The following is a 25,860-nucleotide window of genomic DNA, read 5'->3' on the forward strand; positions in this document are numbered from 1 at the left end:
GACTCGGCTTTCCCGCCTAGTCTTGGTCGGTGTCGATGTCTTCGGTGTCGAACTCTGCTTGGGCCAGTTCGGCTTTGACGACGGTGAAGGCGGTGGATTGGTTGTAGCCGCGGCGGGCGAGCATGCCGACGAGGCGGCGGATTGTTTTGTCGCGGTCGAGGCCGGCGGGGATGCTGCGGAGTTTGCGGCGAACGAGTTCACGGGCGCGGGATTCTTCGTCGTCGGAGCTGATGGCGTCCAAGGCGGGGGCGGCGTCTTCCTGGGCCACGCCTTTACGCCGGAGTTCCAGCGCCAGTGCTTGTTTGCCCTTGCCGGAGAAGGTGTGCCGGGCGTGCACCCACTGTTCGGCGAAGGCGGCGTCGTCGATGAGGCCGACCTCGGTGAGCCGGTCGAGGGCGCGGTCGGTGATTTCCGCTGCGTAGCCCTTGGTCGCCAGGCGCTGCGCGAGTTCGGCACGGCTGCGGGCGCGGACGGCGAGCAGGCGAAGACACGCCTCTTTCGCCTGCTCGACCGTCCCGCCTGGCGGGTCCAGCTCCGAAGAGCGGGTACCCCGCTCGGATCCGGCCGCCACCGGATCCGCCCATCGGCCTTCGGCATGTTCGGAATCAGCCGAGTGGGAGTCTGTGCGCCGGGACGACTTTCGCCGTCCACGGCCGGACCCAGCCGAACGCGCCCGCTGCGGATCGGACGCGCTCGACCGAGTTCCCATAGTGTCCGATTCGGCCGAACCACCTTCGGCCGACCGGACTCGTCCGGGGTCCTGTTCGCCGGGCCGAGATCCAAGCGGATCGGTGGCAGCACCGGAGGCGGACAGGAGTTCGTGAAGTCGGCGCCGCATCTCCTGCACCGGCTCGGACCGCGACTCATCGGGCGCGGTCCGGCGCGGTGGGGGCGTGCGTCGACCGTTCATCGGATCAGAAATCGGCGGGGACCTCGGTGCCCGCGTCTGCGGTCACATCGGCGCCGATGCCGAGCTTCTCCTTGATCTTCTTCTCGATCTCGTCGCGAATGTCGGTGTTCTCCAGCAGGAACTTGCGGGCGTTCTCCTTGCCCTGGCCGAGCTGATCGCCCTCGTAGGTGTACCAGGAGCCGGACTTGCGCACGAAGCCGTGCTCGACACCCATGTCGATGAGCGAGCCCTCCTTGGAGATGCCGTGGCCGTAGAGAATGTCGAACTCGGCCTGCTTGAACGGCGGGCTGACCTTGTTCTTCACGACCTTCACCCGGGTACGGTTGCCGACCGCGTCGGTGCCGTCCTTGAGCGTCTCGATGCGGCGCACGTCGAGGCGGACCGAGGCGTAGAACTTCAACGCCTTACCGCCCGTGGTGGTCTCGGGCGAACCGAACATCACGCCGATCTTCTCGCGCAACTGGTTGATGAAGATGGCGGTGGTGTTGGAGTTGCTCAGCGCACCGGTCATCTTGCGCAGCGCCTGGCTCATCAGCCGGGCCTGCAGGCCGACGTGGCTGTCGCCCATCTCGCCCTCGATCTCGGCGCGCGGCACCAGCGCGGCCACCGAGTCGATGACGATGATGTCGATGGCGCCGGAGCGCACCAGCATGTCCGCGATCTCCAGCGCCTGCTCACCGGTGTCCGGCTGCGAGACGAGCAGCGCGTCGGTGTCGACACCCAGCTTCTTGGCGTAATCCGGGTCGAGCGCGTGCTCGGCGTCGATGAACGCGGCGACACCGCCCGCGGCCTGCGCATTGGCCACCGCGTGCAGCGCGACGGTGGTCTTACCCGAGGATTCCGGGCCGTAGACCTCGACGATGCGGCCACGCGGCAGGCCGCCGATGCCGAGCGCGACATCCAGCGCGATGGACCCGGTCGGGATCACCGCGAGGGGCTGACGTACCTCGTCACCGAGACGCATGACCGCGCCCTTACCGAAGTTCTTCTCGACCTGGGCCAGCGCGAGTTCGAGAGCCTTGTCGCGGTCGTACGCCTGTGGTGCCATGTCCTGATCCCCTTTTCGACGGGTAAGTCTCGTTCTGTGGTTGGCGCCAACATTAGAGGGCGGCACCGACAGGTTCTGGCGCCAAGATTAGACGAACAGATGTTCGAGTCAAGCGACGCGCCCGGCAACACGCGATCGGACTTCTATCCCGCTTCGCCGCACCGCCGCTAGCGAGTATTCATGCCAGGTCGACGTGGTGACGCGGCGCCGTTCGCAGTCGGCGGTGAGTTGCCGAGTCAGGTTAGCTGGTCCTCGGCGAGCCATCTGTGCAGTGGCGAAACCAGGGCGCGACCTGGGTCAACGCACCAGGGATACCCGGTCGCTGGTGAGCAGGGTTTGTGCCTGCTTGAGCACGCGCAGAGCTGGGGTTACCTCGAGGTCGTTGATGCCGTTCAGCGCGCCGAGGCGTTCGGTGATGTAGCGGTAGAGGTGGGGCGTGTCGCGGCAGATCACCGACGCCATCATGTTGGTCGGGCCGGTGGTCGCCGCGACGAACACGATCTCCGGGTGGGTCGCCATCGCGCGGCCCACCGCGTCGAGATCGGCCGGGCGGACCCGTAGCCACAGGGCCGCCCGCGCGGTGTAGCCCATCCGCTCGACGGCGAAGTCGAGGTCGAAATACAGCACGCCGGAGTGGGCGAGCTCGCTCATCCGGCGCGCGACTCTTGGTGCGGTCCAACCGGTTTCGGCCGCGATCTGCGCGTACGGCGCACGGCCGTCGCGGCCGAGCAGCGCGAGCATCGCCTCGTCCTCGGGGGTCAGATCCGGCGGGGTGTCCGGGCCGGTGCGCTCCGCGTTCGCGCGGCGCAGGCCCACCGCGCAGCCGGCGCGCTGCACGCCCAGCTCGCGCAGTTGCTGGTCGGTGAAGAGGTGGCTGTCGCGCGGCCATTCCTCGTCGGCGGGGAAACGGTGCATCACCTCGTGCGCGGTCACGTCGCGCACCTGACTCGCCCGCGGCAGGGTGTGCAGCAGCAGGGCGTCTCGTCGCTCGACGGAGCGTGGCCTGCTCACGCAGGTCACCTCGGAGCCGGTGGACAGCAGCGTGACCCAGCTCAAATCCGGGAATCTGGCCAATGATTCGGCAAGCCGCAGTGCCTTGTCGGGTGTCGATCTGATCCGCAGCACCCAGCGCGCGTGGCCGAGCGGGACGGCGTTCACCTGACCGGAGACGTGCATGATGCCGCGCTCGCGCAACGCGCGGTAGCGGCGCGCCACCGTCTGCTCGGAGACGTCGAGGACGGCGCCGAGCTTGGCGAACGGGATCCGGGCGTCGTGCACCAGCGCGTGCAGGATCTGCCGATCGAGGACGTCCAGCGCGGAGGATTCCGTAGACCTGTCGTACTGCATAGGAGGAATCTAACGCAGCACACCATCCGGCTAGGGGGATGCGTTCGATTGCCGCAACCTTGGCGTCGATATCGTTCGAATCCGCCACGGAGGCCCCTGTGAAGAAATGGCTCCCCCTGTTCGCCGCGTGCCTCGGCACGCTGATGCTGCTCATCGACGTCACCATCGTGAATGTCGCGTTGCCCGACATCGCGGCCGATCTGCACGCCGGACTGTCCAGCCTGCAATGGGTCGTGGACGGCTACGCGCTGGCTTTGGCCGCGCTGCTGCTCGTCCTCGGTTCGCTCGCCGACCGGATCGGCGCGAAACGCGCCTACCTCGCCGGGCTCGTCCTGTTCGCCCTCGCCTCACTCGGCTGCGGCATCGCCGACACCTCCTCGAATCTCATTGCCGCACGGGTGCTTCAGGGCATCGGCGGCGCTGCCATGTTCGCCACCACCCTGTCACTGCTGCACTCGACCTACTTCGGCCGGGAACGCGGCATCGCGTTCGGCGTCTGGGGTGCGGTGACCGGTGCGGCGGCGGGCATCGGGGTGGTGCTCGGCGGTGTGCTCACCGAGGCACTGTCGTGGCGGTGGATCTTCCTCGTCAACCTGCCGATCGCGGTGCTGGCAATCGCGTTGACCGCCATGGTGTTTCCGGCCTCGGTGCGTCGCACCGACCGCAGGGTGGACGTGCTGGGCATGCTGTCCTTCGCCACCGCGGCGACCGCACTCACCTACGGGGTTATTCGCGGCGGTGAGCACGGCTGGTCGGACGGTCGCGCGGTGACCACACTGCTGCTCGGCGTGGTCGCGGCCGCGGTGTTCGTGGTCGTCGAATCACGCAGTGCCGCACCGATGTTCCCGCTCTCGCTGCTACGCAACCGCGACTTCGGCGCGACGCTACTCGGAGCGAGCGGCCAAACGTTCGCGGCGTTCGCCAGCACTCCCCTGGTCTCGCTCTGGCTCCAGCAGCAGTTGCGGATGTCACCGCTGCACGCAGGCCTCGCATTGCTCCCGATGGCCGCGACCGCATTCCTGGTCGCCGCGGTGTTCGGGCGGTTCATGCACGACGTCGCCCCGAAGTGGACCATCGGCGCGGGACTCGTGGTCGTCGGAATCGGCACCGGACTGCTCACCGTGATCGATGCCGGATCATCCTGGGCAGCACTGGTTCCCGGGTTCATAGTGCTGGGCGCAGGCATCGGCATCAACGCGCCCGCACTCGTATCGGTGGGCATGGCCGCGGTACCCCCGCAGCAGGCAGGCACGGCGGCCGGCGCGGTGAACACCGCCCGCCAACTCGGTCTCGCACTCGGAGTCGCAGTGCTGGGCACAGTCTTCCGCACAGCCTCCGGCCCAGACCAACCGATAACCTTGCCGCACTTCGTATCCGGACTGGATGCGGCCTTCACCGTCGCCGCAGCCGTAGGCATCGTATTCGGACTACTCGCCTTCACGTTGTTCCACCGCCAACGCCCCGCCACTGAACCCCTCACGGCCGAGCACAAAGTCGCCGCCTAATCCCTTCATAATCCGCACCCCCTCTCGGACCTGCACCTCAGTGCCGGCCAGAGTGGGGTGCGGATCCCGAGAACGCCTACCGGAACCGGCCGACCACAACCCTGCCATGGCCAACGGGCACGACGGCAGACCCACTCGCGGCCGATACCGCCCCCATGTCCCGTCGACCATGCCCAACGCCACCCAACGGGACATGACGACGCCCCCACTCACACTCCCCCGCCCTTATGTCCCCTCGGCCATCCCCAACACCAGCTAGCGGGACATGACGACGGCCCACTTGCGGCCGACACCGCCTTATGTCCCGTCGGAAATACCCCAGCACCACCCAGCGGGACATGACGGCAGCCCCACTCACACTTCCCCGCCCTTATGTCCCCTCGGCCATCCCCAACGCCAGCCAACGGGGCATGACGACGGCCCCGCACACACTTCCCCACCCCCATGTCCCATCGCGCCCACGCCAACACCACCCAACGGACATGACGGCGGCCCACTCGCGGCCGACACCGCCTCATGTCCCGCCGGAAGTACCCCAGCACCACCCGCCCATGACCAGCAGGACAAGAGGGCGGCCCACGCGCACTTCGGCGCCCTCATGTCCCCGCAGCCATGCCCAGCACCACCCAGCGGGACATGACGGCAGCACCACTCACGCTTCCCCGCCCCATGTCCCCGCAGCCATGCCCAGCACCATCCGGCGGGACATGAGGGCGGCCCCACTCGTACTTCGGCGCCCTCATGTCCCGTCGATCATGATCCCGACACCCACACCGCAACACGACCCCCAACAGACTCACTCGCACCGACATCCGCACCCGATTCCGACAGCCGCACCCACTCTCGGGAGCCGCACCCACTACGGGCACCCGAAGCCAGTGCAGCCCCCGAGAGTGGGTGCGGCTGTTGCCCTCAACGGCCCGGTGTGCGACCAATGCACCCGCTCCATCGCTGTCTGCCCACCCAACTGGCCCAGCGGCCACCCGTGCTAAATCGCACACCCTTTTGCAAAGCCGCACACCCCCTATACCGGGTGTGCGGCTCGGGAAAAGGGTGTGCACCTGCACCTCCGGGCATGCCTCGGACCCAGCCCGCCTACCCACGGTTGTCCCGACCGATCGCTGCGGCCCACGCCCAACCGCCAGCCTGATCCCAACAGTCCACCTGAGCCCAACCGCTGATCTGTCCTCAACCGTCCGCTCACTCCCCCGAGCGCCGACCTACCCCAACCGTCCACCTGCCCCCTCCCCAGCACGGCCCAACCGCCCGTCCGCCTCGCCTGCTTCGGACACACCCATTCGACCGTTCCACTCCTCGAAGAATCCCGAAAACAGCACCACAGCCAGTCCTCACGCCGGGACCCGCACCCTGCCCATCCCGGGCCGCGGAAGAGAAAGCCGGGTACCCCACCCCACGTGCCCAGCACTATCCGGGCATCCCACGAACAGTCATCAACCCCGAGCAAGCACACCCGAGAAGTCACTGAGCGGACACCACTGAACAGGTACACCAACAAACCCTTGCAAAGGCGCACCTCCCCCGGCACAACCAAAAACTCCCCGACCGAGCAGCCCAGTGAGCTGAAGACCCACCCAGGTTTTCCCGTGAGTAGTGCTGGGCACGTCGCCTGCCGTACCCGGCTTACCTCCGCAGTCAGTCACGCGACGTGAAGTTCCAGCGTGGTCATCTGGCTGTGGTTGCGGCACAAACGCTTCGGACACGAGGACTGGTAGCGGGGGCTATTGCTGCGGGAGGATCGACTCGTCCCCCGGGTCGCGTGGGCCGAGGATGCGGCGGTCCGATTCGGTGATGCGGACGTCGTTGATGCTGGCTTCGCGGCGGGACATCAAGCCATCCGGGGCGAACTCCCACTGTTCGTTGCCGTAGCTGCGCCACCATTGGCCGGTTTCGTCGTGCCATTCGTATTGGAAGCGCACCGCGATGCGGTTGCCTTCGAAGGCCCAGAGGTCTTTGCGCAGTGCGTAGCCGTTTTCCGAAGCCCATTTGCGGGTGAGGAATTCGATGATCGCAGCACGACCGGTGAAGAACTCGTCGCGGTTTCGCCAGACCGAGTCCGCGGTGTAGGCGGCGGCGACTCGTTCGGGATCGCGGGTGTTCCAGGCATTTTCGGCGGCTAGCACCTTGACCTTGGCGGATTCCAGATCGAACGGCGGCACTGGGGGTCGCATGAACGGCTCTTTTCTATGAGCGGGTGGTGTCAGGGGTTGACGGGGGACAGCTCGGGCGGGCCCCAGCGCAGTGGGCCCGCGCCGGAGCGTTCGATGACTTCGGTGAGGGTGAGGTCGATCGAGCATTGCGCGCCGGCGGCGAAAGTCTCCGGCGCCCAAGTCAACTCGGCGGTGCCGGTGAGTTGCAGGGTGCCGCCGGTGGCCCAGTCCGGGATGAGGATGCCGCAGCGCGGGTTCACCTGGATGTTCCCGAGCGTCATGAACATCGAGTTGCCGCGATAATCGGGCCAGCGCAGGTGGGTCGGCGAAAGCACCTGGAGGAAACCGGGATTGCCGCCGCGATGCGAGGCGTCGGCGTTCCCCTCGGTGTCGGCGGTGGCGACGAAGAAGGTGTCGGCCGCCGTAATCATCGCCTGCTGACGTGCGTCGAGTTCGGTGCCCTGTCGCGGCAGCGACGGCTCGGCATCGGGCTGATAGGACTCGAGTTGCCTGCGGGTGATGTATTTGGGGCAGTTCGAATAGACCTGGTCGGTGACGATCCGCAAGCCGTCGCCCACCGCGGTCGCGGTGCCGTTGACCCGCATCCGCCTGCGCCGCTGGGGTTGCAGGGCGATCATGCCGATGGGCACCGACCCAGTCAGCGCCTCCCGCAACGGATCTCCCACCGCGGGCCGTGCGTCGACGGCGATGGTGCCCGCGTCGACCGCGTGCACGAACCCCGGCGGACCGGCCAGTTCACTGGCCCACAACCGTCCGGTGTCGTCGGCGGCACCGACCACCACCATCGGCTGCTCGGCCAGGAAAGACGCGGCGACGGCCGGGATGTCGGCCCGGATCATCCGGCCGACCCGGTCGGCGACCGCCGCCTGACCCATGCGCTGCTGCACGGCGAGTTCGCCGGAATGGAAGGGCGCCATGGCATTTACTCCTGTCGCGGGCGTTGCTCCGGCGGATCTGCACCGCCGGAGCGTTCAACAAGGCTCAGAAGAATCCACAGGTCGGGGCCGCGCCACTGGGCGCGGGGGCGGACTCGGCGCCGGTCGGCGCGTAGACCTCGAGCCGGATGCCGTCGGGATCGGCGAAGAAGATGCCGCCGGACGCCACGCCTTCACCGTGCGCGACGACGCCGTCGTGCACGATCGGCACCGACTGCTCGCGCAGCGCTGCCTCGACCGCCCGTACCTGGTCGATGGTGTCCACCTGGAACGAAAGATGGTGCAGGCCCGGGGTTTCGACAGAGAACGCGCCGGCGCTCTGCTGCCACAGCGTCAACGTGAGCTTGCCCGCCGCGCCGAGAAACGCCCATTTACGTTCCCCGTCGGTGCTGGCGGCGAGCTGCTCGAAACCCAGTGCGCGGCGGTAGAACTCGACCGAACGATCCAGATCGGACACGTTCAGTCCGATGTGCCCGGTAACGAGCTGGGGTGCGGCAACCGTGGTCATGCAATCCTCCTCAATCGGTTAAACCGTCTATATCGGTTTAACTGGTTAGAAGATAGCCACAGCCGAGCCGCTCCGTCAACCTGTAAACTGTTTTTAACCGGTTAGAGACGCGCCGGATGCCTCGGCCACCGGAAGGAGCTCGATACCCTCAGTCATGCACGATCCACGCCCCCACCTCGGTGAACCGCTGGCTCTCGACCTGCTGGACACTCGGTGGAACGAGAACGGACACCCACAGGACCTGCTCACCGATGTGGCAGGTCTGGGCATCTGGCTGGCCTCGGCCGGGCTGAGCGATCGTGCGACCGCCGGCCAGGCGACCCTCGACGCACTCTGCGCAGCGCGGACCGCCATCTACGACGTGGTGCAGAGCGCCGCCCACACCGCGTTGAACGAGGTGCTCGAGCACGGCCGGATCCGGCGCACGCTCACCGACACCGGTCCCGCCGATGTCGTCGACGTCCCCGACCCCACCTGGCTACCCGCCTGGCTGGCGGCCGACAACCTGCTCCAGCTGCTCGCCGAAGCTCCGGACCGCATCCGCCAGTGCGCCCACCCCGACTGCGTGCTGTTCTTCTACGACACCTCGAAGAACGGCACCCGCCGCTGGCATTCGATGGCGACGTGCGGCAACCGCACCAAAGCGGCCCGCCACTACGCGAAAAAGGCTTGAGCCTCAGAACAATTCGTCGAGCAGACGGTAGTACTCCAGGCGACGGCGATCCGGTTCATCGAGGCCGTACGCGGCGAAGAAGGCGGTCACTTCGGCCTCGCCGAAGTCGTCACGCAGATCCCGCACGGCCAGCGCCAGGTCGCGGTAGCGATCCGCCACCCCGAGCGCGCCGACGTCCAGCAGGATCGCACCCTCGAGCACGTTGGGTGGCGTGAAGTCGCCGTGCGCCACCACCAGGTCCTCCTGCTCGGGACGTTCGTCGAGCAGACGCGCGAGGATGTCTTCGGCGGCGAGTCCCGCGTTCTCGTCATCGAAGTTGTCGAGGTCGACCAGGCCCTCGATGACCTGCCGACGCGCCTGCGCCAGCACCGCGTCGAGCCGTCCGTCGAAGGGGCACTCGGCGATCGGAATGTCGTGCAGCCGGCGCAGCAAGGTCCCCATGACCGCACCCACCGACGACTCACCCGCGCCCGCGTCGTCCCGCGCGGCCAGGCTCGCGGCGCCCGCGTCGGCCAGCACCAGCACGTCACCGTCGAACACCACGGTCTCCGGCAGCCGAATCCCCCGGTCGCGCAGCCAGTTCAGCCGCTCGTGTTCCGCGACGGCCTTCGGTCCCCGCTTGACCCAGTAGTTGTCGTTGACGAAAGCGACGCCGCCGCTCTGCCCTTCGTGCTCGACCGACCAGGTCGCATCCGCACCGAGCAGCGCGGCGACCTTCGGCGGCAATGGAATCGGCAGTGCGGGAAGTCTTTCCAGCGCGACCCGGGTGGATTCGATCAGTTCCGGGTCGCCTTCGGCCGTCCGCAGGTCGAACGCCTCGCGTAGCAGCGCGTGCGCCTCGGTCAGCTGCCCCTGCTCGGCCAGCGCCTTGCCGAGATGCTGCACGGCGAAGGACAATACCTCCGGCGCGACCACCCGCGCGTGTTCGACCGCCCGGCCGTACAGCGTCTCGGCGGTAGCGGCATCGCCGTGATAGCGGTAGACATCGCCGAGATTGATCCACACCGTGATCCGGCGCTCCTCGGTGTCCACCAGCTCCAATGCCCGATCCAGCAGATCGAGGGCTTGGTCGTAGCGGCCGAGCAGCATCGCTTCGATCCCGGTCTGCCGGAAGCCGGTGAAGTCGGTGGGCTGTGCCTTCGCCAGCCGCGCCGCCAGCCGTTCCGGATCCACCGGGATCATCCGCTCACGCTCGTCGAACCGGTAGAGCGGTTCCTCCTGCTCCACCGCCCGCCCCGGCGTACTCACCAGCGTCCCCGCGGCACGTCGAACTCCGAGCAAAGAGCCCGCCACACATCGCGCGGATCGACCCCCGCTTCGATGGCATCGGCCCCGGTCCGCCCCAGCGCCGGGATCACGTGATCGGCCAGCAGGGCATCACCCCGCGCCGATCCGAATTGGGTATGCAACAGCTCCTGGAACTCCGTCAATCGCACCGTGCCCAAGATACTCGCGCAGACCCGGCGCCCCCACCTGCCCTGCTACTCACCGACCGCGGCCGCACGGAGCAGGCGCGGTCTTACCCGAACGGGCCGGCCACAACGACGGCGCTCCGCAGCGGCCCGATGACGGCAGCGGTGTCCAACACGACACCGCCAAGCGCCGCGGCGCACTATCCCGTGCGCACCGAGTCGAGGACGCGGTGACACAGCTCGATCGGATCGGCGACGTCCGCGGCACCGGCCGCAGCTTGTTTCGCGGCAGTGGCGAAGCGAGGGGTAGTCAGAATCTCCAACACCGCGGCACGGACCGCGGTCGCGGTCAGCGGCCGGACGAGGAGTGAACTTCCTTGGCGGACAGCTCGATTGGCGAGCTCCCATTGGTCGCCGCCGCCGGGAACGGTGACGACGGGAACGGCGGCGGACAAAGACTTCGCGAGCAGGCCGTGCCCGCCACCGCCCACGACTACCGAAGCGTGCGTGAGGAGTTCATCCTGGCGCCCCAAACCGGCTGTAGCCCAAGGTGGTAGGTCGGCGGGCGGGGTGTCGAGCATCGAGATCGCCACGCGGACATCGGCACCCGCGAGGGCTTCCAGCACCGTCTCGACCATGCCGGCGACGCCGGTGTGCGCGGTGGACGGGGCGACCATCACCAGCGGAGCATCCCCGGGCGGCGGCGCCAGGATCGCCTCGGTGGGTTCCCAGAAGAGCGGGCCGATGACGTGGGTGTTGTCCGGCCAGTCGGGACGCGGCACCTCGAGCGCGGGCAGGGTGGCGATCAGGCGGGCGGCGGGTCCCGGGTCGGTGGCAGGCAGGCCGACACTTTCGCGGGCCTGTTCACGCTGACGCAGACCGTTGCGGATGTCACGAGCGGTCATGGTGCGCAGCACACCGTCGCGCATGCGGCCACGCAGACCCTCGCCGGGCGCCAAGCCACTCCCGATGGGCGGCAAGGCTTTCGAAGGCAGGTAGAGCGGGTGCGGGGACAGCTCGACCCACGGCACGCCGAGCCGTTCCGCGGCCATCCCACCGCCCGCGGTGAGCACATCGGAGACGACCAGTTCGGGCAGCATGGCGCCGAGGTCGGGCAGGATCTCGGTGGAGATGTGCGCGGCACGCTCGTGGATGCGCTGGCCCGCGTCGGTGTCGTCGTCGGCCGGGCGTGGGGCGAGCCCCTTCAACCGGCGCACGCCGATACCGGCATCGCGGGCGGCGTCGAACCAGCGCGGGCCGGTGAACAGCACCGGCTCGTCACCCGCGGCCAGGAAACGCAAGCACAACGCGATGGCGGGAAAGGCATGCCCCGGATCGGGTCCCGCAACTACGGCTACTCGCATCCGCATAGCCTGCCACACGCGGTTACGGCTCGACAGCAGCTACGTGCCGCGTCTTCACCTGCTCGACAGCAGAACTTCACGTGACCTCCGCGGCGAGCGACGTTATGGTCTAGACCAATAGGTGCCGGAGAGTGGGAGCGATCGTGCGGGTGTCCACGGTGGACGAATTGATGGTGCTGCTGGCGAACGGCGCGGACGTCTGGGACATGCCGGACCGCAGCGGCGATCCGGTCGACATCCTCGACCACGACCGGCAATGCGCGGAACTGCTGCGGCAGCGTTATCCGCTGGATGAGGAGTTACAGGTCGCCGGGCTGGTGCACGACATCGGCCACCAGCTGGTGCCCGGCGACGACGCAGGCCACGGCAGAAACGGCGCGGACGCGATCCGTGCACTGCTCGGTGATCGCGTCGCGCGGCTGGTCGAGTTGCATGTGGTCGCGAAACGCTATCTGGCGGCGACGGATTCAGCGCACACCGCAGGTCTGTCCCACTCCAGTCAACGCACCTTGCTGGCGCAGGGCGGCCCGATGAACGCCGCGGAGATCGCCGAGTTCCGGGCCGATCCGGATTTCGATGCCGCCCTCGCGCTGCGGCGTGCCGACGATGCGGGCAAGGTGGTCGGCCTGACCGTCGCGCCGCTGGACTCCTGGCTTCCCGTCATCGAACGCGTTGCTGCTGAACAACAATCGTTGAATTGAAGTAGCCCCAGGCCGCCCTGGCACCGAGTCAGCCGCCGAAGTTGTAGAGCTCGAAGCCGACCGCACGCTCGGCGGGGAAGCCTTCGATCGGGCCGGTTGCCCTGTCGACGATGGCGCGAACCTGGTCCTGCACCGGTTCCGCGCTGAGCACCTCCAGATAGCGGCGATGCTCGGCCAGGGACGCCTCGGCTTGTTCGATGTTCGCGGTGACGTCGACGGCGTGAGTTACCTTGGGGCCCACCACCGCTGCCCAGCGCGCCGACCACGGCGCATCGGTCAGCTCCGGGAAAATCCACTCGTTGCCCGCGTCGGAGACGGCGTCCAGTGCCGCGCGGCCGACGGCACGATGATCGGCACTGTTGGCGAACCCGGGAGCCCAGGTGTCGCCGAAGTTGAAGAGCACCACCAGTTCTGGCTGGTGACGGCGGATCGCGGCAGCCAGATCCCGACGCAGCTGCAGGGTCTCCTCGACGCGCCCGTCGGGGTAGCCGAGGAACTCCACCTGATGCGCGCCAACGGCTTTGGCGGAGGCGATCTCCTCCGCCTCACGCAGCGGCCCGGATTCCGCGGGTGGCAGTCCGGCGATCCCGGCCTCGCCACTGGTGACCAGGACATAGCGAATGTCTTTGCCCTGCCCTGTCCAGCGCGCCACCGCCGCAGCGGCACCGTATTCGATGTCATCGGGGTGCGCGACGACGACGATTCCGCGATGCCAATCCTCCGGAAGCTGCTGCACTAGGAATCCTCTCTCACTGTTTAGCGTGTTCAGGCCAGACTAGTGGGTGGTGATCGATCGAGTTCGCAAGCCGCGCAGCGAAAAGGGGCCGCGCGCTTTCCCCTCATCGGGGAGCGCACGGCCCCTGGCCGGACGGGTTCGCGACTTCGCTCGCGCCTCCTGGTGGCATCCCGGCCACACCTGGATCCGTCCGACTACCGCCCGCACGGCTTCGCAGCGCTTCCCGGCGCGCAGAAGCCGTCTGCGGACGGGAGCTACAACTTGCTGACCGAGGAGTTGTCCGAGCCCGACACCGCCTTGTACAGCAGGTACAGCCCGAACACGATGGCGCTGATCACCAGGATCGGGAACAGCCCCTTGATCAACGCACCGATGATGGCCAGCGCGATCCAGACGACCGCGACGATACCGATGATCTTCCACAACATGTGCCAGCCTCCGAGGGTCTCTGCGAACCGCTCTCCGACGATCCGACATGTTCCACTCTGGCAGCTGCGTGACGATAAATCACCAGGTCAACACCGATATCCGGGTGAAGATCAGGGTTCACCCTGACTACCGACCCGCCGCAGGTAGCACCCCGGCGATCAGGACGTTTCGATCGTCGCGCCCTCGGCGACCAGCTCGGCGCCCACCTTTCGCGCGGTCCGGACGAACGCCGACACCAGCGGCCGATCGTCGCCCGCGCGGCAAGCGACGGCCAGTTCCGCGGGCGCCACATCGAGCAGTGGCCGGGCGACGACACCCGACCACGGGAAGAACCGGGACACCGAGTCGACCGAGACCGCGACCGCCTGGCCACTGCCCACCGCGGCCAGCAGATCCTCCAGCGTGGTCACCTCGGCGCCGATGAGCAGCGGGCCGTCGCGGTACTCGGCCAGCGTCATGAAGTCGCGCGACGCGAGATCCCGGTTGTCGATCCACCATGCGAACGGTTGGACGGCCAGGTCCGCGGGCAGGACCGCGGTGCCTGCGGCGAGCGGATGGTCGGCGGGCAGCAGGGCGATCCGCTGCTCCGCCAGCAGCGGCGTCACGTCCAGGCCGTCCGGCGCGGGCAGCCAGATCAGCCCGACATCCGAGGTCCCGGCCAGCACGCCGGCACTCGGATCGTCGAATTCGACCTTGCCGACGGTCAGCGCGACGTGCGGATAATCTGCCGCGAAGGCGCGCAACACCCGCGGCGTGATGTCCAGGCCGGTCGCCACCCGGATGCCGATGGTCAACTCGGTGCGCTGCCCGGACTCGGTGTCGCGGGTATCGGCGATCGCCGCGCCGACGGTGTCCAGGATGCCGGGCACCCTGGCCAGCAGCGTCCGACCGGCGTCGGTGAGCGTCACCTGACGGCTGTTGCGTTGGAAAAGCGTTGCGCCGATGCGTGTTTCGAGCTGCTTGATCTGATTGCTCAGCGCCTGCTGGCTCAGGTGCAGGCGAGCCGCCGCCCGGGTGAAGTTCAGCTCGGTAGCTAGTACGTGGAACGCACGCAGGTGCCGGAATTCCACATCCACAAGTCTGGATTGTAGATCCGACAGCGGATCGGTGTTTCCGTTCTCGGGCCGGCGGATCGACCATGAACACATCGGGGTCACCAATCGAGGAGCCGCACCTTGCCGGAACTACACCGTCACGAGCTCGGGCAGCACCAGCCGATCGCGGAATGGGCGTTCGGGTGCCTGGTGATCTGGCATCAACTCGCCGAGACCACGGGCGGGGTGCTGTCGCTGGCGGAGGTCGTGGTGGCGAAAGGTGACGAGCCGCCAATCCATCTGCATTCCCGCGAGGACGAACTGTGCTTCGTACTGGACGGTGAGCTCACCGTGCAACGCGGACTGGCGCGCATCCACGCCGAACCCGGCACTTCCGTGTGGTTGCCACGCGGCATCCCACACGGTTTCGCGGTGCACACAGCAACGGCGCGGGTGCTGCACCACTACACACCCGCCGGTGTCGAAAAGGTGCATCGCGCGTTCAGCACAGCGGCCACGGAACTTGCACTGCCGCCCAACAGCTTTCGCCGTCCCTCGGGTGCGGAGGTCGAAGCCGAATTCGCGCCCTACGGGATCACCCTCATGGGTCCAGCTCTCGCGTATCGGAGGGGAGCGCGAGAATGACTGTGGCACAGGTCAGCACCTGCCCAGCGCCAGCAGGTCGGGGTAACACGAGATCGCCTGCGGCACAATGCATCGCCAGTCCAGCGTCCACTGTGCACCGGAACAAGCGCGGCACACGGCATCACCGGTCCGGCAACCGTGCACCGGGCGGTGGCCTGAGGATCACTGTGCCGCGGGGTATCGCAAGTCCGGCAAGCGATCCGACGATCGGCGACACCGTGGCACGCCTTTGTGCGGAGTCCTCGGATCGGATACCGAAGTGGGTGCTGCCGGTGGCGCGGCAGCGACTTGCCGAGAACGGCGCACATCCGACGGAGGGACGGGAATGACTGCCGCACAGGGCATCACCCGTCCTGTCGGCATCTCTGACACGGGGCACGCGCAGGTGCGTGTGCTCGGGCCGGTGTGGGTCACCGACGGTGTGCGGACGATCGGGGTGGACCGTCCGCTGGAGCGGGCGGTGCTGGTCCGGCTCGCGCTCGCGGGTGGGATTCCGGTGCCCGATCGGCGACTCGCCGCCGACCTGTGGGGTGACGGGGAGATCTCGCGACCCGTCGAGCGATTGCGGGTTGTCGTGTCGCGGTTGCGGACGGCACTGGGCGAGCACGGCGCGACCGTGCTGCGTACCCCGGCGGGTTATCGCACGACGATGACCGCCGGTGATCTGCTGGCCGCCGAATCCATCGCGGATCGGCTGCATGCCGCACGGCGGGCGGGGCGGTACGCCGAGGTCGGCGCGGCCGCCGACGCGGCGCTGCGACTGTGGCGCGGGCCTGCGCTGGCCGACCTGCTGTGGGCGCCGTACGCGGCGGTGGAGGCGAGCAGGCTGGACGAGTGGCGGCTGGAATTGACCGTTGCCGGGCTGGATGCGGCGCTGCGGCTCGGCTCCGGGCTCGAATGTCTCAGGGAGATGGGCATTTTGGCGGGCGAGCATCCGCTGCACGAGCCGCTGGGCCGGCTGCACGCGCTGGCGCTCTACCGTGCGGGCCGGCAAGTCGACGCACTCGATCGCCTGCGCTGCTTACGACTGAAGCTCACCGAGCAGTTCGGTGCCGCTCTCGCTCCGGAAACCGTCGAGCTCGAGCTTCGCATCCTCCGGCACGATCCGGCGCTTCATCCGGCTAGGCTCGCCGAAAAGGCAAGCACGCCTTCGTATTCGACTCAGCGGATAATCCGGTACCGCGATGTTGCGACCGCCGCACATCGTTTCCGGCGCTTGACGCCAGGTTGCTGAATACTGCTGCCACCCTCGCCTACCGGCCAACAGATATCTGGGTGAGGATCAGGTCTACCCCGATCCTCACCCAGTGATATCTATCGATGAACCGATGCTCACCTACGACCCGGGTTGCGGCGATCGTTCTCCACACCCTCGGTCTCGATCCGCTCCTTGCGCACCGTGTCGGAGACGGTCTGCTCGTCCTGGACCTCGTCGACGGCGAGGCGGACCCGCTCGACCGGCACGGCTTCCTTCTGCACCGTCACCCGCTCCTCGTGCAGCGTGACCTCGGCCTCCTGCTCGCCGATGTCAGCGCGACCCATCTGCGACCGGTCGGTGATCGGCTCGCGCTCGATCCGGACCTCTTCGTGCGTGGTCGGCACGGTGACGGTCTGCTCCTCGGTCACCACGTACTTGTGCAGACGTGCGTGGCCGACCTCCTCGTTCTGCTTGCTGACCGCCAGGCGCTCCTCGGAGCGCACCATCCCCTTGTCGTCGGGGCGTCGGCCGCCGCGCATCTGCTGCTTGCCGCCCAGCTCCATGCCGGCCCGGTTCGGGTCGATGTGGTAGTGGTCGAACAGTTCGCGCTCGGCTTCGGGGCTGATCAGACCGTCGTGCTCGAGATGCGGCGCGGTCTTCACCTCCTCCTTCTCGACGCGCACCTGCAGTGCTTCCGGGTCGTGCCGCAGTTGGGCACCCGCCAGCGGGACCAGCGAATCGCCGCTGAACATCCCGGTGGTCACCGAGACCCAGGTCGGTGCGCCGGAGGTGTTGTCGACGTAGATCCGCTTGACCTTGCCGATCTTGTCGCCTTCCGGGTCATACACAGCGCTTCCGATGAGTTCTTCCAGCATTCCGGTCATGATGTGATTCCTCCGCGTTACATTCGATGGAATTGATTCAGGCACTTGCCTTTTGATCGGACTGGTCGAGATCCTCGGCGATTCGCTGCGATTGCCGCGAGCGTCGGACCGGATCATCGACGTTGCCCCAGGCCAGATATCTGCTGACATCCAGCCGTTGCGTGTCCTGGTCGATCGCGGATTTTCGGTAGGCAATATCAAGCATCAGTCTGCTCCTGCCCTTGTAGTGAATGTTCCCGATTCCTGGGATGGAATCCGGCCGATCAGCTACATGAAGGCAACTACCCGGCACATGCCCCACCAAACACCCAGTCGGCGAAATCGGCCCTCAAGCGGGGGATATGTCACGGGCGAACAGTGCAGCCTGGACCCGGTTGGTGACCCCTAGGGCGGTGAGAATGCGGCTGACGTGTGCCTTCGCCGTGCTCTCACGCATGCCGAGGGCCGCGGCGATGTCTGCGTTGGTCGCACCTTCGGCGAGCAGGGCGAGCACCTCGCGCTCACGTGGAGTCAGCCGGTCGATGCGCTGCTGGGCCGCGGCGGCGCGTGGGCGGGCGGTGTGGTGGTAGCGGTCGATGAGCCGACGAGCGGCCACCGGATGCAGCATCGCCGACCCCGCGGCGACGAGGTGGACCGCGCGCAGGATCTCGGCGGGGTCGGTGTCCTTGAGCAGAAATCCGTCGGCGCCGGCGGCGAGGGCGTTGTAGACGTACTCGTCGAGGTCGAAGGTGGTCAGCGTGATGATCCTCGGCGGATGCGGCAGGGCGCGCAGCCGCGTGATCGCGGTGATGCCGTCCATCCGGGGCATCCGCACGTCCATCAGGGCGACATCGATGCGGTGCGCGGTCGCCTGCTCGATCGCCTGGAGACCCTCGGCGGCCTGCGCGACCACCTCGATACCGGGATCGGTGCCGAGCAGGTCGCACAGGCCGAGGCGGACGAGGGCGTCGTCGTCGACGATCATGGCTCGGATCACTGGACGGTTCCATTCTGCGTGGGGCGGGGCAGGGTTGCCGCGACGCGCCAAGCGCCCGCGACCGCAGGGCCTGCCTCGAATTGCCCGCCGAGGGCGGCGACGCGTTCCCGCAGACCGATCAGCCCGAAGCCCAAGGAGACGACTGGATACCCTTGCGCCCCAGCAGTATTGGTCACCTCGACAGTAGTCGTCAGGTCGGTGTACGCGACCCGGATGACGATCGCGGCGTCCCCTGCGTGCTTGCGGGCGTTGCTGAGTGCTTCCCGCACGATGCGGTACACGGCGAGACGGTGGGCGAGCGGGGCCTGTTCCGGGTTGCCCACGGTGCTCGACTCGACGTCCTGCCCCGCTGCGCGCGCCTGGTCGACCACATCGTCCAGCTCTTGCAGGGCGGGTGCGAGTTCCGGTGCGGCACCGGTCTGATGCAAGGCACCGAGAACTTCGCGAAGCTCGTTCAGCGCGGCGGTCGAGGTGCTGCGCAACAGGCCGAGCCGTTCGACCACCGGGGCGGGCAAGGTGTCGGTGCGGGTGGCGAGCACGCCGCTGTGCAAAGCGAGCAGGCTGAGCCGGTGAGCGAGCACATCGTGCATTTCCGCGGCAATCGCCGAGCGTTCGGCCAGCCGGGCGGCCTCCTCACGCAGTTCGCGTTCGGTGCGCAGGTGCTCGACCTGCTGGGCTAGCGCGTCGATGAGCCGCCTCCGGCTGCGCACCCACATACCGAGGGCCACGACGAGAGCCAACAGCAGGGCGTCTGTCTCCACTCCGCCACCGTAGAGCTGGATACCGGTCGGTTACCTCCGCCTATCGGCCGCATCGACCCCCTACTTTCGTCGGGGTTCCGCGTCGCACAACGGCGGATTTGCGCAGGCCAGTTGCTGCATAGCGTCGAAAACCATGCAGCGCCATACTATTTCGCACCGTCAAGGGTCCTCGGGGTGGATGTTCCTGCGCGAAGCCGCCCGCGATCAGCGCACCACCGGGGCGATCGCGCCGAGCAGCCGCCGCCTCGCCGCCGCGCTCACCGCACCGGTGCGCGCGCAGGCCCAGCGGCCGCTGGCGGTGTTGGAGGCCGGGGCCGGCACCGGATCGGTCACCCGCGCGCTGCTCCCGTTGATCGGGCCGGGCAGCCGGTTGGACGTAGTGGAACCCAATCCTCGTTTCGCCCAGCACCTTCGGGACTTGGTGCACGACCACCCGGAGGCGGCGGGCACCGCGCGGCGCGTGCACGTCCACGAAAGCTTCGTCGAACAGCTCGACACCGGATGCCGCTACGACGTGATCGTCTCCGGACTGCCGTTCTCCAACTTCACACCCACCGAGGTCGAACGAATCATGCGCCGATACTTCGAGCTCTTGCATCCGGGCGGGACGCTGACCTTCTTCGCCTACCGCGGGACCCGCGTGGCTCGATCGATCCTGTCCTCGCGCACCGAGACGTCGCGACATCGTCTCGTCGACGACGTACTGCATTGCTACCGAGACCGATACAGCGATGGGCGCGTGCACATTTGGGGGAATCTGCCGCCCGCTGACGTCTGGCGTCTCAGGGCTCCCGTAGCCGCCGGGGCTGCCCTCGGATCGGTGGCCACCGGCCTCAGCGACAGCGAACTACCAAGGCGCACAACATGACTGTTCTCACGGATCTGCTGGCTCGGATCCCCGCCCTCGCAGCCTATGGCGTCGTAGTCGCCGCCGTACTCGCCGAATCAGTGCTTCTGATAGGCGCTTTCATACCGACACTCACGATTCTCTTGACCGCGGGAGCGCTGGCCAACACCGGACAGCTCGACCTGGTCGTGCTGATCTGCGTTACCGCCCTCGCCGTCATGGCCGGCGATGCGCTCGGGCATCGGACCGGGCGGCTGCTCGGTGATCGACTCCGGACCCATCGGCTCGGACGGCGAATACCAGAGGCGATGTGGCGGCAGACCGAACGCGCGATGGATCGGCGGGGCAGCGAAGCGGTAGCACTGGGACGATTCCTGCCCGTGATCCGGACGCTGACACCGCATCTGGCGGGCGCGACGGGGTTGCCGTACCACCGCGTCGCGCCGTACAGCGCGGGCGCGGCCGTAGTGTGGGCAACAGCAGGGGCAGGGGTCGGATATACGGCCGCTACCTCCGCACAACGCCTGATCCCGCTGGCCGCCCCCGCGCTCGCCGCGGTCGCCGGCCTGATAGCGCTCGTCACCTGGATGCGGGCGCGCCGCTCGAGGCTTGCGGGCGCCCGGGTGCTGGACACGATGACGACCGAGGAGGAGCGACACCTTGCCCATTGATGTGCCATCGTGACGTCGGCGTCGGCCGCTCTCCTCGACGCGCGGTTGAGCGCGGCCGGGATCTCCCTACCGTCCGTCACCATCACCGCCGCTGACGTCGCAGCGGGCAAACCGGCCCCGGATGGCTATCTGCTGGCCGCGCACAAGCTCGGCCGGCCGATCGAGCACTGCGTGGTCTTCGAGGACAGCGTCGCCGGGGTGGCGGCAGGGATCGCGGCCGGACCGCATTGCGTCGTCGGCGTCGGCGAGCAAGCCCTGGATGGTCCGGCCGACCTCGTCGTGCGCGACCTCTCCGGTATCAGCCGGACCGAGCACGGTTTACGCTTCGCGGAGGCTTCGATTTTGCGCTCTCCCGGCCGTGACCTCGGTCAGTGTACGGTTGTACTCTGATCTTGCGCGGAGCGTTCCGGATAGCGGCAGTCAGGAAGGGATGGTCGATCTATGCACACCTGTTGTTCGGCACACACTTATTCACTCGATCTCACGTGACGGTCGGTGCCTGATGGAAAACGAACTCGCCCAAGAACTCGCGGCCGCCGCACGCCGCCACGGTGGCGCGATCGCCGGCATCGTCGGCGGTGCCGCCCGCAAAGCCTCCTGGGAGGTGCTCGACCTGATGGCCGAGGGCCGCGAACTGGTCAATGCCGCGCTGCGCGCCAGGGCCGAAGAACTGCGCCGCCGAGACCAACTGCGCTGAATCCGGGCTGGTAGCGCACCATTCGCCGACGGCGGGTGACAGACGTGCAGCGGGTGCCGCGGCGGATATTGGCTGCAGCGGCGGAAACGGATGCCTACCTCCCAGGTAAGCATTTTGCGACCGTCCGGGGCAGCGTGACGCGCTGCCCTGTCAGCTATTCGGTGGATACCCAGATGCCTACCGAGAAGCGACTATGACGAGATGATCGATCCGTCGCCCTCGCGCCCGCCGGAGTACTCGGGTGCGCGGCGTCCGGCCCTGCTACCGCAGGACGCGCGCCCTGCCTATTTGGCGGCCCAGTACCTCGGCCCCCCGTTCCCGGCACCACGGCCCACGGCGGCCACACCGCTGAACGGAACCGCCAAGACCGCAGCGGTTTTCGCCCTGCTCGGCACAGTCCCCCACCTCATCGGCGGATCCAGCAATCTGATTTCCGTGGCCGCCCTCGACGCCGACAGCGGACCGAAAACCCTGAGCTACACCGGTTGGTACAGCGAATACCTCGTCGGCTCCGGCATCGCGCAAGTAATCGCCGCCGCCCTGCTCGGCATAGGAGCCGTCTTCCTGCTGCGCCGCCGCTTCGCCGGCCGCGCACTGATCACCCTCGGCTGCCTGACAGTAATCATCCTCGGCGTGCTGTCATTCTTCGCAATCCGCGCCCGCAACGCAGTCCTGTACCGAGACATGGCCGCAGACAACGTCGACTCCTTAGCCGCAATCGCAGGCGGAATATCCCTGGGACTGCTCGTCTTCCCAGTCCTCACCCTCCTGCTGGCCTGCGCGACATCGACCACCCAGTGGCTCCAGCACCGGACGTAGCAGTGCGTCTCCAGCCCGTCCGAACCGCACCGCCGAACGGAAACACATGTACGACCAGACCTCGATCAGGCTCATGCCTGGCGAAACGCTGCGGCTGTCGACCCACTTCAGCCCGCACTTGATTCTGAGCCATTTGAAGGTCGGCTTGGCGGTGACCGATCGCAGGGTGGTTGTGCACAGGCCGAACACCATTTTCGCGGTGATTCCGCACGGCAGCCTGGAGCAGGCGACACCGCTCGGCAAAGTGAGCGAGATCGCCGTCGGCGAGGCGGTATCCACCCGGCATCTCGTCTACGGGGCCGGGTCGTTGCTGGTGGCGTTGCTGTCGCTGTTCAGCGCGCCGGCCATATCTGGTGTGGCCGGCTTTGTCCTCGGCCTCGCGCTACTGGGTGTGTCCGCATATTTCTTCTCAACGGCGAGACAGTTCGGCATCTGGGTCCGCAATCAGGGCGGAGGTGTGCTTCGCGTACCCGCCGGTCATCATGAACGGCGCCTGATCAGCGCCGCACAAAGCTGTCTCGAGACACTTATCTTCGGAAACGATGTAGCCGGAAGTACCTCAGCGGCAACGGATTACGGCTTTCCAGCGCCGCCCATCCCAGGCGCCATCACACCGGACACGCAGCGAAGCCACACCGGGCACACCCCACCGAACACCCAACCCGGTCACACCGCACCACAGCCCCAGACCCGCCACTCGGCAGCAAGTACGCCGACCAATCGCGTGGGGTACGCGGCACCGAACGCACAGTCCACCTACCCGGAATACGGCGCGGGCACCTCCGCGCTCGACGCCCGGCCGGACGGTGCCCGGGCCGCAGACCCACTGACCGCACCGGCCGTACTGTACGAAATCGCCCAGCGCTGGCCGCAATTGCGTGCACGGATCGCAACGAACCCGGCCGCCGACCCGGACCTGCTGACTTGGCTCAGCGAACTCGGCGACCCCGAGGTCGACAGGGCGCTGGCCAACCGCCAGTAGCCGGCGCGGACGCCCAGCTGTGCGGCGCAGCGCTCAGAGTTGACCGGGGCGGGAGATCGGGACCTGCTGGTCGGCGACTTCGGTGAGGGCTTGGGCCCAGCCGTCCAGGCGGTCGGCGGCGTGGCGCAGGTCGGCGACGATGGTGTCGAAATTGTGGCGCATGACCGCGCTTTCGGGGACGGCGAGGATGCGGCCTGCGGCGGCGACTACCTGTTCGTATTCGGTGACGCCGGTGTCGAGGCGGTCGAGGGCGAATTGCAGGTTGCCGGTGAGGGCCACCGAGGCGGGGGAATCGGCGCGGCCCATGGCGCCGAGGGCCTGTTCCATGGCGGTCACGTCGGCGGCGAGGGCGTGCAGGGCGGCGGAGCCGGAGGCCGCGGTTTCCAGCATGTCGGTGAGTTCGTCGTCGGGCAACCGGTTGCCGCGGGCGATCTGGGTGCCGAGTCCGTGCAGCGCGCGTTCGGCGCGGACCAGTTTGGCGATGGGTCCGCGCGCCCGCGACCACAGCGGCGGCTGTTTGCGCGGGACGAAGGTGGGCTGCGGCAGGGGTGATTTGCGCAGTCGCAGGTAGCGGCGGGCGCTCAGTGCGGTGCCGGTGACCAGCGCGACCGCACCGCCGCCGAGCACGACGACGATCCAGGCGGGTGCGGAGATGACCACCAGCCCAACGGCTCCCGCGGTGGTGAGGCCGGAGGCGGTGCCGAGCTGGAAACTGCGGCGGCGGGCGCGGCGGCGACGGCGTAGTTCGCGTTCGCGCGGATCGGCCCAGCGACGCACCGCGACCAAGGCGCTCTCGCCGACCTCGCGCAGACTGTCGGGCAGGCTTCCCGGTTGCGGAGCGAGCGCGGCCTGCGCCCGGATGATCGCCGCGTCGCGCTTGCGGCCCGGAAGCGCCTTGTCCCGAGTCATGCCATCTCTCCCACTGGTAGCGCGGATCGGACCAGCACGGTCCCGGCGCGGCCGACGGCCGGCCTGCCGGGTGCCCGTGCTGTGTTCGCCAGTGTTCCAGTGACCACCGACAAAGTCCTCGCCGAGCGGTGAACCGTTACTGCTGTGCGGCCTGGCCCTTGTTCATCTGCGGCTGGGCCGGGTTCGCCTGCGCCGGTGCGGGATTGACGGCCGGCTGGGCCGCGCCACCCGCGGGCAGCTGATCGCCGCGCATCGACGCACGGATCTGCTCGAGCTTGCTGTGCCCGGCCATCTGGATGCTGGCCTGCTGTACCTCCAGCATGCGGCCCTGCACCGTGTTCTGCGCGAGCTCGGCCGAGCCGAGGGCATTGGCGTAGCGGCGCTCGATCTTCTCGCGCACCGCGTCCAGGCTCGGCGTGCTGCCGGGCGCCGACAGCGTCGAATCCATCTGCTGCAGCGACGCGGAGACCTGCTCCTGCATCTTGGCCTGCTCCAGCTGGCTGAGCAGCTTGGTGCGCTCGGCGACCTTCTGCTGCAACAGCATCGCGTTCTGCTCGACGGCCTTCTTGGCCTGGGTGGCCGCCTGCAGCGACTGGTCGTGCAGCACCTTCAGGTCCTCCACCGACTGCTCGGCGGTGACCAGCTGGGCGGCGAACGCCTCGGCGGCGTTGGTGTACTGGATCGCCTTCTCGGTGTCGCCCGCGGCGCCGGCCTGGTCGGCGAGCGTGACCGCCTGGCGTGCGTTGGCGTTGAGCTTCTCGACCTCGTCGAGCTGCCGGTTCAGTTTCATTTCCAGCTGCCGCTGGTTGCCGATGACCGACGCGGCCTGCTGCGAGAGGGCCTGATGCTGGCGCTGGGCTTCCTCGATAGCCTGCTGAATCTGGACCTTCGGATCCGCGTGCTCTTCGATCTTCGAGTCGAAGAGGGCCATCAGGTATTTCCAGGCCTTGACGAACGGATTAGCCATCGATTGATCCCGCCTCCATCTGACGTGCCGCGCCCTCGACGCGGCTCCGGTGCGCGACCGTCACGCACTCGATATATGCCTATCCTCCACCATGCGGCCGTTGCACCGGGTATACCCGGCCCAACCGACGCCTAGTGAGAATCTATCCGCTTTCGGCGCCGGTCCGCAGCGTTGCCGCGGCCGCCACCTGTCGCTGGGTGTCACATGCCCTTCACCAGGACCAGCATGTCGGCCTTGGGTGCGGGGATGACGATTCTGGTGTCCATGGCCAGCGGCAGCGGACGCACGCCCGAGCCTGCCACCGACAGGCTGGCACTCGCGGGCGCCAGCGCGGGCTCTGCGGCTGCGGCGGGTGCGGCGGCCGGTGCGGCTTCGGCGGCGGCGGTCTCTTCCGCGTCGACCGGCAGCGGTGCCGCCGCGGCGTCCGCCGGGGTACGGGTCGGCAGGCCGTCGGCGCCCGCCATGATCGTGCTCACATCCCATAGCACCCGGGACAGCGGCACATCGAGGGCCGCGCAGATCGCGGCCAGTAACTCACTGGAGGCTTCTTTACGGCCCCGCTCGACCTCGGAGAGATAGCCCAGGCTCACGCGCGCGGAGGTGGACACCTCGCGCAGGGTCCGGCTCTGGGCGAGACGAGCACGCCGCAGACTGTCCCCGATGGCCTCTCGCAGCAGCGTCATCTCGTTCTCCTTCGCTCCCTGTCAGGGGAC

The 25,860-nt window shown here is 67.9% G+C and carries 30 protein-coding genes; 11 read left to right on the forward strand and 19 right to left on the reverse strand.

Features of this window, described 5'->3' with window-relative positions; all coding sequences use genetic code 11:
- Positions 1–16: 16 nt before the first annotated feature.
- From recX to IBX18_RS24880, 3 genes are all read right to left on the reverse strand, one after another.
- Positions 17–571: a recombination regulator RecX gene (gene recX, locus IBX18_RS24870; RefSeq protein WP_194835907.1), complete on the reverse strand. Its 555-nt coding sequence runs from the start codon at positions 569–571 to the stop codon at positions 17–19.
- 343 nt (positions 572–914) lie between these two features.
- Positions 915–1,958, reverse strand: a complete 1,044-nt coding sequence (gene recA, locus IBX18_RS24875) for a recombinase RecA (RefSeq protein ID WP_107658191.1) — start codon at positions 1,956–1,958, stop codon at positions 915–917.
- A 297-nt stretch (positions 1,959–2,255) separates the two neighbouring features.
- Complete coding sequence (locus IBX18_RS24880; protein ID WP_194835908.1) at positions 2,256–3,305, reverse strand: Lrp/AsnC family transcriptional regulator; 1,050 nt, start codon at positions 3,303–3,305, stop codon at positions 2,256–2,258.
- Between the two features lie 98 nt (positions 3,306–3,403).
- On the opposite strand from IBX18_RS24880, the gene IBX18_RS24885 reads away from it, so the two are divergent.
- Positions 3,404–4,810 carry an MFS transporter gene (locus tag IBX18_RS24885; RefSeq protein ID WP_306796392.1) on the forward strand — a complete coding sequence of 469 codons (1,407 nt, stop codon included), beginning with the start codon at positions 3,404–3,406 and terminating at the stop codon, positions 4,808–4,810.
- A gap of 1,739 nt (positions 4,811–6,549) precedes the next feature.
- Here IBX18_RS24885 and IBX18_RS24890 read toward each other — a convergent pair.
- The 3 genes from IBX18_RS24890 to IBX18_RS24900 form a co-directional block, all read right to left on the reverse strand.
- The gene (locus tag IBX18_RS24890) at positions 6,550–6,999 is read right to left on the reverse strand and encodes a nuclear transport factor 2 family protein (protein ID WP_194835909.1); all 450 of its coding nucleotides are present in this window, start codon (positions 6,997–6,999) and stop codon (positions 6,550–6,552) included.
- A 29-nt stretch (positions 7,000–7,028) separates the two neighbouring features.
- Positions 7,029–7,916, reverse strand: coding sequence for a pyridoxamine 5'-phosphate oxidase family protein (locus IBX18_RS24895; protein ID WP_194835910.1), 888 nt, complete (start codon positions 7,914–7,916; stop codon positions 7,029–7,031).
- A gap of 64 nt (positions 7,917–7,980) precedes the next feature.
- Positions 7,981–8,442: a VOC family protein gene (locus tag IBX18_RS24900; protein WP_194835911.1), complete on the reverse strand. Its 462-nt coding sequence runs from the start codon at positions 8,440–8,442 to the stop codon at positions 7,981–7,983.
- A gap of 154 nt (positions 8,443–8,596) precedes the next feature.
- Between IBX18_RS24900 and IBX18_RS24905 the strand changes: the two genes are divergently transcribed.
- Positions 8,597–9,115, forward strand: a complete 519-nt coding sequence (locus IBX18_RS24905; RefSeq protein WP_194835912.1) for a CGNR zinc finger domain-containing protein — start codon at positions 8,597–8,599, stop codon at positions 9,113–9,115.
- Positions 9,116–9,118: 3 nt separating this feature from the next.
- Here IBX18_RS24905 and IBX18_RS24910 read toward each other — a convergent pair whose 3' ends face one another.
- From IBX18_RS24910 to IBX18_RS24920, 3 genes are all read right to left on the reverse strand, one after another.
- The gene (locus tag IBX18_RS24910; protein WP_306796393.1) at positions 9,119–10,363 is read right to left on the reverse strand and encodes a phosphotransferase; all 1,245 of its coding nucleotides are present in this window, start codon (positions 10,361–10,363) and stop codon (positions 9,119–9,121) included.
- Positions 10,360–10,551: a DUF3046 domain-containing protein gene (locus IBX18_RS24915; protein WP_194835913.1), complete on the reverse strand. Its 192-nt coding sequence runs from the start codon at positions 10,549–10,551 to the stop codon at positions 10,360–10,362. The genes IBX18_RS24910 and IBX18_RS24915 overlap by 4 nt, the downstream gene beginning before the upstream one ends.
- Positions 10,552–10,727: 176 nt before the next feature.
- A complete protein-coding gene (locus IBX18_RS24920) occupies positions 10,728–11,891 on the reverse strand; it encodes a glycosyltransferase (RefSeq protein ID WP_194835914.1) in 1,164 nt (387 codons plus the stop codon).
- 131 nt (positions 11,892–12,022) lie between these two features.
- Between IBX18_RS24920 and IBX18_RS24925 the strand changes: the two genes are divergently transcribed.
- Entirely contained in the window at positions 12,023–12,592 is a 570-nt protein-coding gene (locus tag IBX18_RS24925) for an HD domain-containing protein (protein ID WP_194835915.1), read from the forward strand.
- A gap of 28 nt (positions 12,593–12,620) precedes the next feature.
- Here IBX18_RS24925 and IBX18_RS24930 read toward each other — a convergent pair whose 3' ends face one another.
- From IBX18_RS24930 to IBX18_RS24940, 3 genes are all read right to left on the reverse strand, one after another.
- Positions 12,621–13,328: a PIG-L deacetylase family protein gene (locus IBX18_RS24930; RefSeq protein ID WP_194835916.1), complete on the reverse strand. Its 708-nt coding sequence runs from the start codon at positions 13,326–13,328 to the stop codon at positions 12,621–12,623.
- 254 nt (positions 13,329–13,582) lie between these two features.
- Complete coding sequence (locus tag IBX18_RS24935) at positions 13,583–13,756, reverse strand: hypothetical protein (RefSeq protein WP_167768782.1); 174 nt, start codon at positions 13,754–13,756, stop codon at positions 13,583–13,585.
- A gap of 159 nt (positions 13,757–13,915) precedes the next feature.
- Positions 13,916–14,833 (reverse strand): LysR family transcriptional regulator, encoded by a 918-nt coding sequence (locus IBX18_RS24940; protein ID WP_194835917.1) that lies wholly within the window; start codon positions 14,831–14,833, stop codon positions 13,916–13,918.
- A 99-nt stretch (positions 14,834–14,932) separates the two neighbouring features.
- Here IBX18_RS24940 and IBX18_RS24945 point away from each other — a divergent pair, with 99 nt between their 5' ends.
- Entirely contained in the window at positions 14,933–15,436 is a 504-nt protein-coding gene (locus IBX18_RS24945) for a cupin domain-containing protein (protein WP_194835918.1), read from the forward strand.
- A gap of 325 nt (positions 15,437–15,761) precedes the next feature.
- Positions 15,762–16,670 carry an AfsR/SARP family transcriptional regulator gene (locus tag IBX18_RS24950; RefSeq protein ID WP_194835919.1) on the forward strand — a complete coding sequence of 303 codons (909 nt, stop codon included), beginning with the start codon at positions 15,762–15,764 and terminating at the stop codon, positions 16,668–16,670.
- A gap of 98 nt (positions 16,671–16,768) precedes the next feature.
- Here the strand turns inward: IBX18_RS24950 and IBX18_RS24955 are convergent, their stop codons facing one another.
- From IBX18_RS24955 to IBX18_RS24970, 4 genes are all read right to left on the reverse strand, one after another.
- Positions 16,769–17,518, reverse strand: coding sequence for a PRC and DUF2382 domain-containing protein (locus tag IBX18_RS24955; protein ID WP_194835920.1), 750 nt, complete (start codon positions 17,516–17,518; stop codon positions 16,769–16,771).
- 37 nt (positions 17,519–17,555) lie between these two features.
- Complete coding sequence (locus IBX18_RS24960) at positions 17,556–17,723, reverse strand: hypothetical protein (protein WP_159080611.1); 168 nt, start codon at positions 17,721–17,723, stop codon at positions 17,556–17,558.
- Positions 17,724–17,846: 123 nt separating this feature from the next.
- Positions 17,847–18,494 carry a response regulator transcription factor gene (locus tag IBX18_RS24965; protein WP_194835921.1) on the reverse strand — a complete coding sequence of 216 codons (648 nt, stop codon included), beginning with the start codon at positions 18,492–18,494 and terminating at the stop codon, positions 17,847–17,849.
- The gene (locus IBX18_RS24970; protein WP_306796394.1) at positions 18,491–19,255 is read right to left on the reverse strand and encodes a histidine kinase; all 765 of its coding nucleotides are present in this window, start codon (positions 19,253–19,255) and stop codon (positions 18,491–18,493) included. Before IBX18_RS24970 ends, IBX18_RS24965 begins: the two co-directional genes overlap by 4 nt.
- A 178-nt stretch (positions 19,256–19,433) precedes the next feature.
- Between IBX18_RS24970 and IBX18_RS24975 the strand changes: the two genes are divergently transcribed.
- From IBX18_RS24975 to IBX18_RS25000, 6 genes are all read left to right on the forward strand, one after another.
- On the forward strand, positions 19,434–20,123 hold the full coding sequence (locus IBX18_RS24975) for a methyltransferase (protein WP_228541650.1): 690 nt from the start codon (positions 19,434–19,436) through the stop codon (positions 20,121–20,123).
- The gene (locus IBX18_RS24980; protein WP_194835923.1) at positions 20,120–20,773 is read left to right on the forward strand and encodes a DedA family protein; all 654 of its coding nucleotides are present in this window, start codon (positions 20,120–20,122) and stop codon (positions 20,771–20,773) included. The genes IBX18_RS24975 and IBX18_RS24980 overlap by 4 nt, the downstream gene beginning before the upstream one ends.
- Before the next feature lie 9 nt (positions 20,774–20,782).
- Positions 20,783–21,163 (forward strand): HAD-IA family hydrolase, encoded by a 381-nt coding sequence (locus IBX18_RS24985; RefSeq protein WP_194835924.1) that lies wholly within the window; start codon positions 20,783–20,785, stop codon positions 21,161–21,163.
- Positions 21,164–21,275: 112 nt separating this feature from the next.
- Positions 21,276–21,470 (forward strand): hypothetical protein, encoded by a 195-nt coding sequence (locus IBX18_RS24990; protein WP_194835925.1) that lies wholly within the window; start codon positions 21,276–21,278, stop codon positions 21,468–21,470.
- 201 nt (positions 21,471–21,671) lie between these two features.
- On the forward strand, positions 21,672–22,289 hold the full coding sequence (locus IBX18_RS24995; protein ID WP_194835926.1) for a hypothetical protein: 618 nt from the start codon (positions 21,672–21,674) through the stop codon (positions 22,287–22,289).
- Between the two features lie 46 nt (positions 22,290–22,335).
- Positions 22,336–23,271 carry a hypothetical protein gene (locus tag IBX18_RS25000; RefSeq protein WP_194835927.1) on the forward strand — a complete coding sequence of 312 codons (936 nt, stop codon included), beginning with the start codon at positions 22,336–22,338 and terminating at the stop codon, positions 23,269–23,271.
- Positions 23,272–23,304: 33 nt separating this feature from the next.
- Here IBX18_RS25000 and IBX18_RS25005 read toward each other — a convergent pair whose 3' ends face one another.
- The 3 genes from IBX18_RS25005 to IBX18_RS25015 form a co-directional block, all read right to left on the reverse strand.
- On the reverse strand, positions 23,305–24,180 hold the full coding sequence (locus tag IBX18_RS25005; protein WP_147140036.1) for a hypothetical protein: 876 nt from the start codon (positions 24,178–24,180) through the stop codon (positions 23,305–23,307).
- A gap of 136 nt (positions 24,181–24,316) precedes the next feature.
- Positions 24,317–25,147 (reverse strand): phage shock protein PspA, encoded by an 831-nt coding sequence (gene pspA / locus IBX18_RS25010; protein ID WP_194835928.1) that lies wholly within the window; start codon positions 25,145–25,147, stop codon positions 24,317–24,319.
- Positions 25,148–25,347: 200 nt separating this feature from the next.
- Positions 25,348–25,830 carry a helix-turn-helix domain-containing protein gene (locus IBX18_RS25015; RefSeq protein ID WP_194835929.1) on the reverse strand — a complete coding sequence of 161 codons (483 nt, stop codon included), beginning with the start codon at positions 25,828–25,830 and terminating at the stop codon, positions 25,348–25,350.
- Positions 25,831–25,860 lie beyond the last annotated feature (30 nt).

This window comes from Nocardia sp. XZ_19_369, assembly GCF_015355715.1.
Taxonomy (GTDB): domain Bacteria; phylum Actinomycetota; class Actinomycetes; order Mycobacteriales; family Mycobacteriaceae; genus Nocardia.

What these genes read in the sequence shown, in the direction of transcription:
- IBX18_RS24880 (WP_194835908.1), bottom strand. Translation starts at nt 3,305, where the DNA reads ATGCAGTACGACAGGTCTACGGAATCCTCCGCGCTGGACGTCCTCGAT.
- IBX18_RS24895 (WP_194835910.1), bottom strand. Translation starts at nt 7,916, where the DNA reads ATGGCGCCCTTCCATTCCGGCGAACTCGCCGTGCAGCAGCGCATGGGT.
- IBX18_RS25015 (WP_194835929.1), bottom strand. Translation starts at nt 25,830, where the DNA reads ATGACGCTGCTGCGAGAGGCCATCGGGGACAGTCTGCGGCGTGCTCGT.
- IBX18_RS25005 (WP_147140036.1), bottom strand. Translation starts at nt 24,180, where the DNA reads ATGACTCGGGACAAGGCGCTTCCGGGCCGCAAGCGCGACGCGGCGATC.
- IBX18_RS24900 (WP_194835911.1), bottom strand. Translation starts at nt 8,442, where the DNA reads ATGACCACGGTTGCCGCACCCCAGCTCGTTACCGGGCACATCGGACTG.
- pspA (WP_194835928.1), bottom strand. Translation starts at nt 25,147, where the DNA reads ATGGCTAATCCGTTCGTCAAGGCCTGGAAATACCTGATGGCCCTCTTC.
- IBX18_RS25000 (WP_194835927.1), top strand. Translation starts at nt 22,336, where the DNA reads ATGTACGACCAGACCTCGATCAGGCTCATGCCTGGCGAAACGCTGCGG.
- recA (WP_107658191.1), bottom strand. Translation starts at nt 1,958, where the DNA reads ATGGCACCACAGGCGTACGACCGCGACAAGGCTCTCGAACTCGCGCTG.
- IBX18_RS24990 (WP_194835925.1), top strand. Translation starts at nt 21,276, where the DNA reads ATGGAAAACGAACTCGCCCAAGAACTCGCGGCCGCCGCACGCCGCCAC.
- IBX18_RS24995 (WP_194835926.1), top strand. Translation starts at nt 21,672, where the DNA reads ATGATCGATCCGTCGCCCTCGCGCCCGCCGGAGTACTCGGGTGCGCGG.
- IBX18_RS24920 (WP_194835914.1), bottom strand. Translation starts at nt 11,891, where the DNA reads ATGCGAGTAGCCGTAGTTGCGGGACCCGATCCGGGGCATGCCTTTCCC.
- IBX18_RS24950 (WP_194835919.1), top strand. Translation starts at nt 15,762, where the DNA reads ATGACTGCCGCACAGGGCATCACCCGTCCTGTCGGCATCTCTGACACG.
- IBX18_RS24975 (WP_228541650.1), top strand. Translation starts at nt 19,434, where the DNA reads ATGTTCCTGCGCGAAGCCGCCCGCGATCAGCGCACCACCGGGGCGATC.
- IBX18_RS24890 (WP_194835909.1), bottom strand. Translation starts at nt 6,999, where the DNA reads ATGCGACCCCCAGTGCCGCCGTTCGATCTGGAATCCGCCAAGGTCAAG.
- IBX18_RS24905 (WP_194835912.1), top strand. Translation starts at nt 8,597, where the DNA reads ATGCACGATCCACGCCCCCACCTCGGTGAACCGCTGGCTCTCGACCTG.
- IBX18_RS24935 (WP_167768782.1), bottom strand. Translation starts at nt 13,756, where the DNA reads ATGTTGTGGAAGATCATCGGTATCGTCGCGGTCGTCTGGATCGCGCTG.
- IBX18_RS24960 (WP_159080611.1), bottom strand. Translation starts at nt 17,723, where the DNA reads ATGCTTGATATTGCCTACCGAAAATCCGCGATCGACCAGGACACGCAA.
- IBX18_RS24980 (WP_194835923.1), top strand. Translation starts at nt 20,120, where the DNA reads ATGACTGTTCTCACGGATCTGCTGGCTCGGATCCCCGCCCTCGCAGCC.
- IBX18_RS24955 (WP_194835920.1), bottom strand. Translation starts at nt 17,518, where the DNA reads ATGACCGGAATGCTGGAAGAACTCATCGGAAGCGCTGTGTATGACCCG.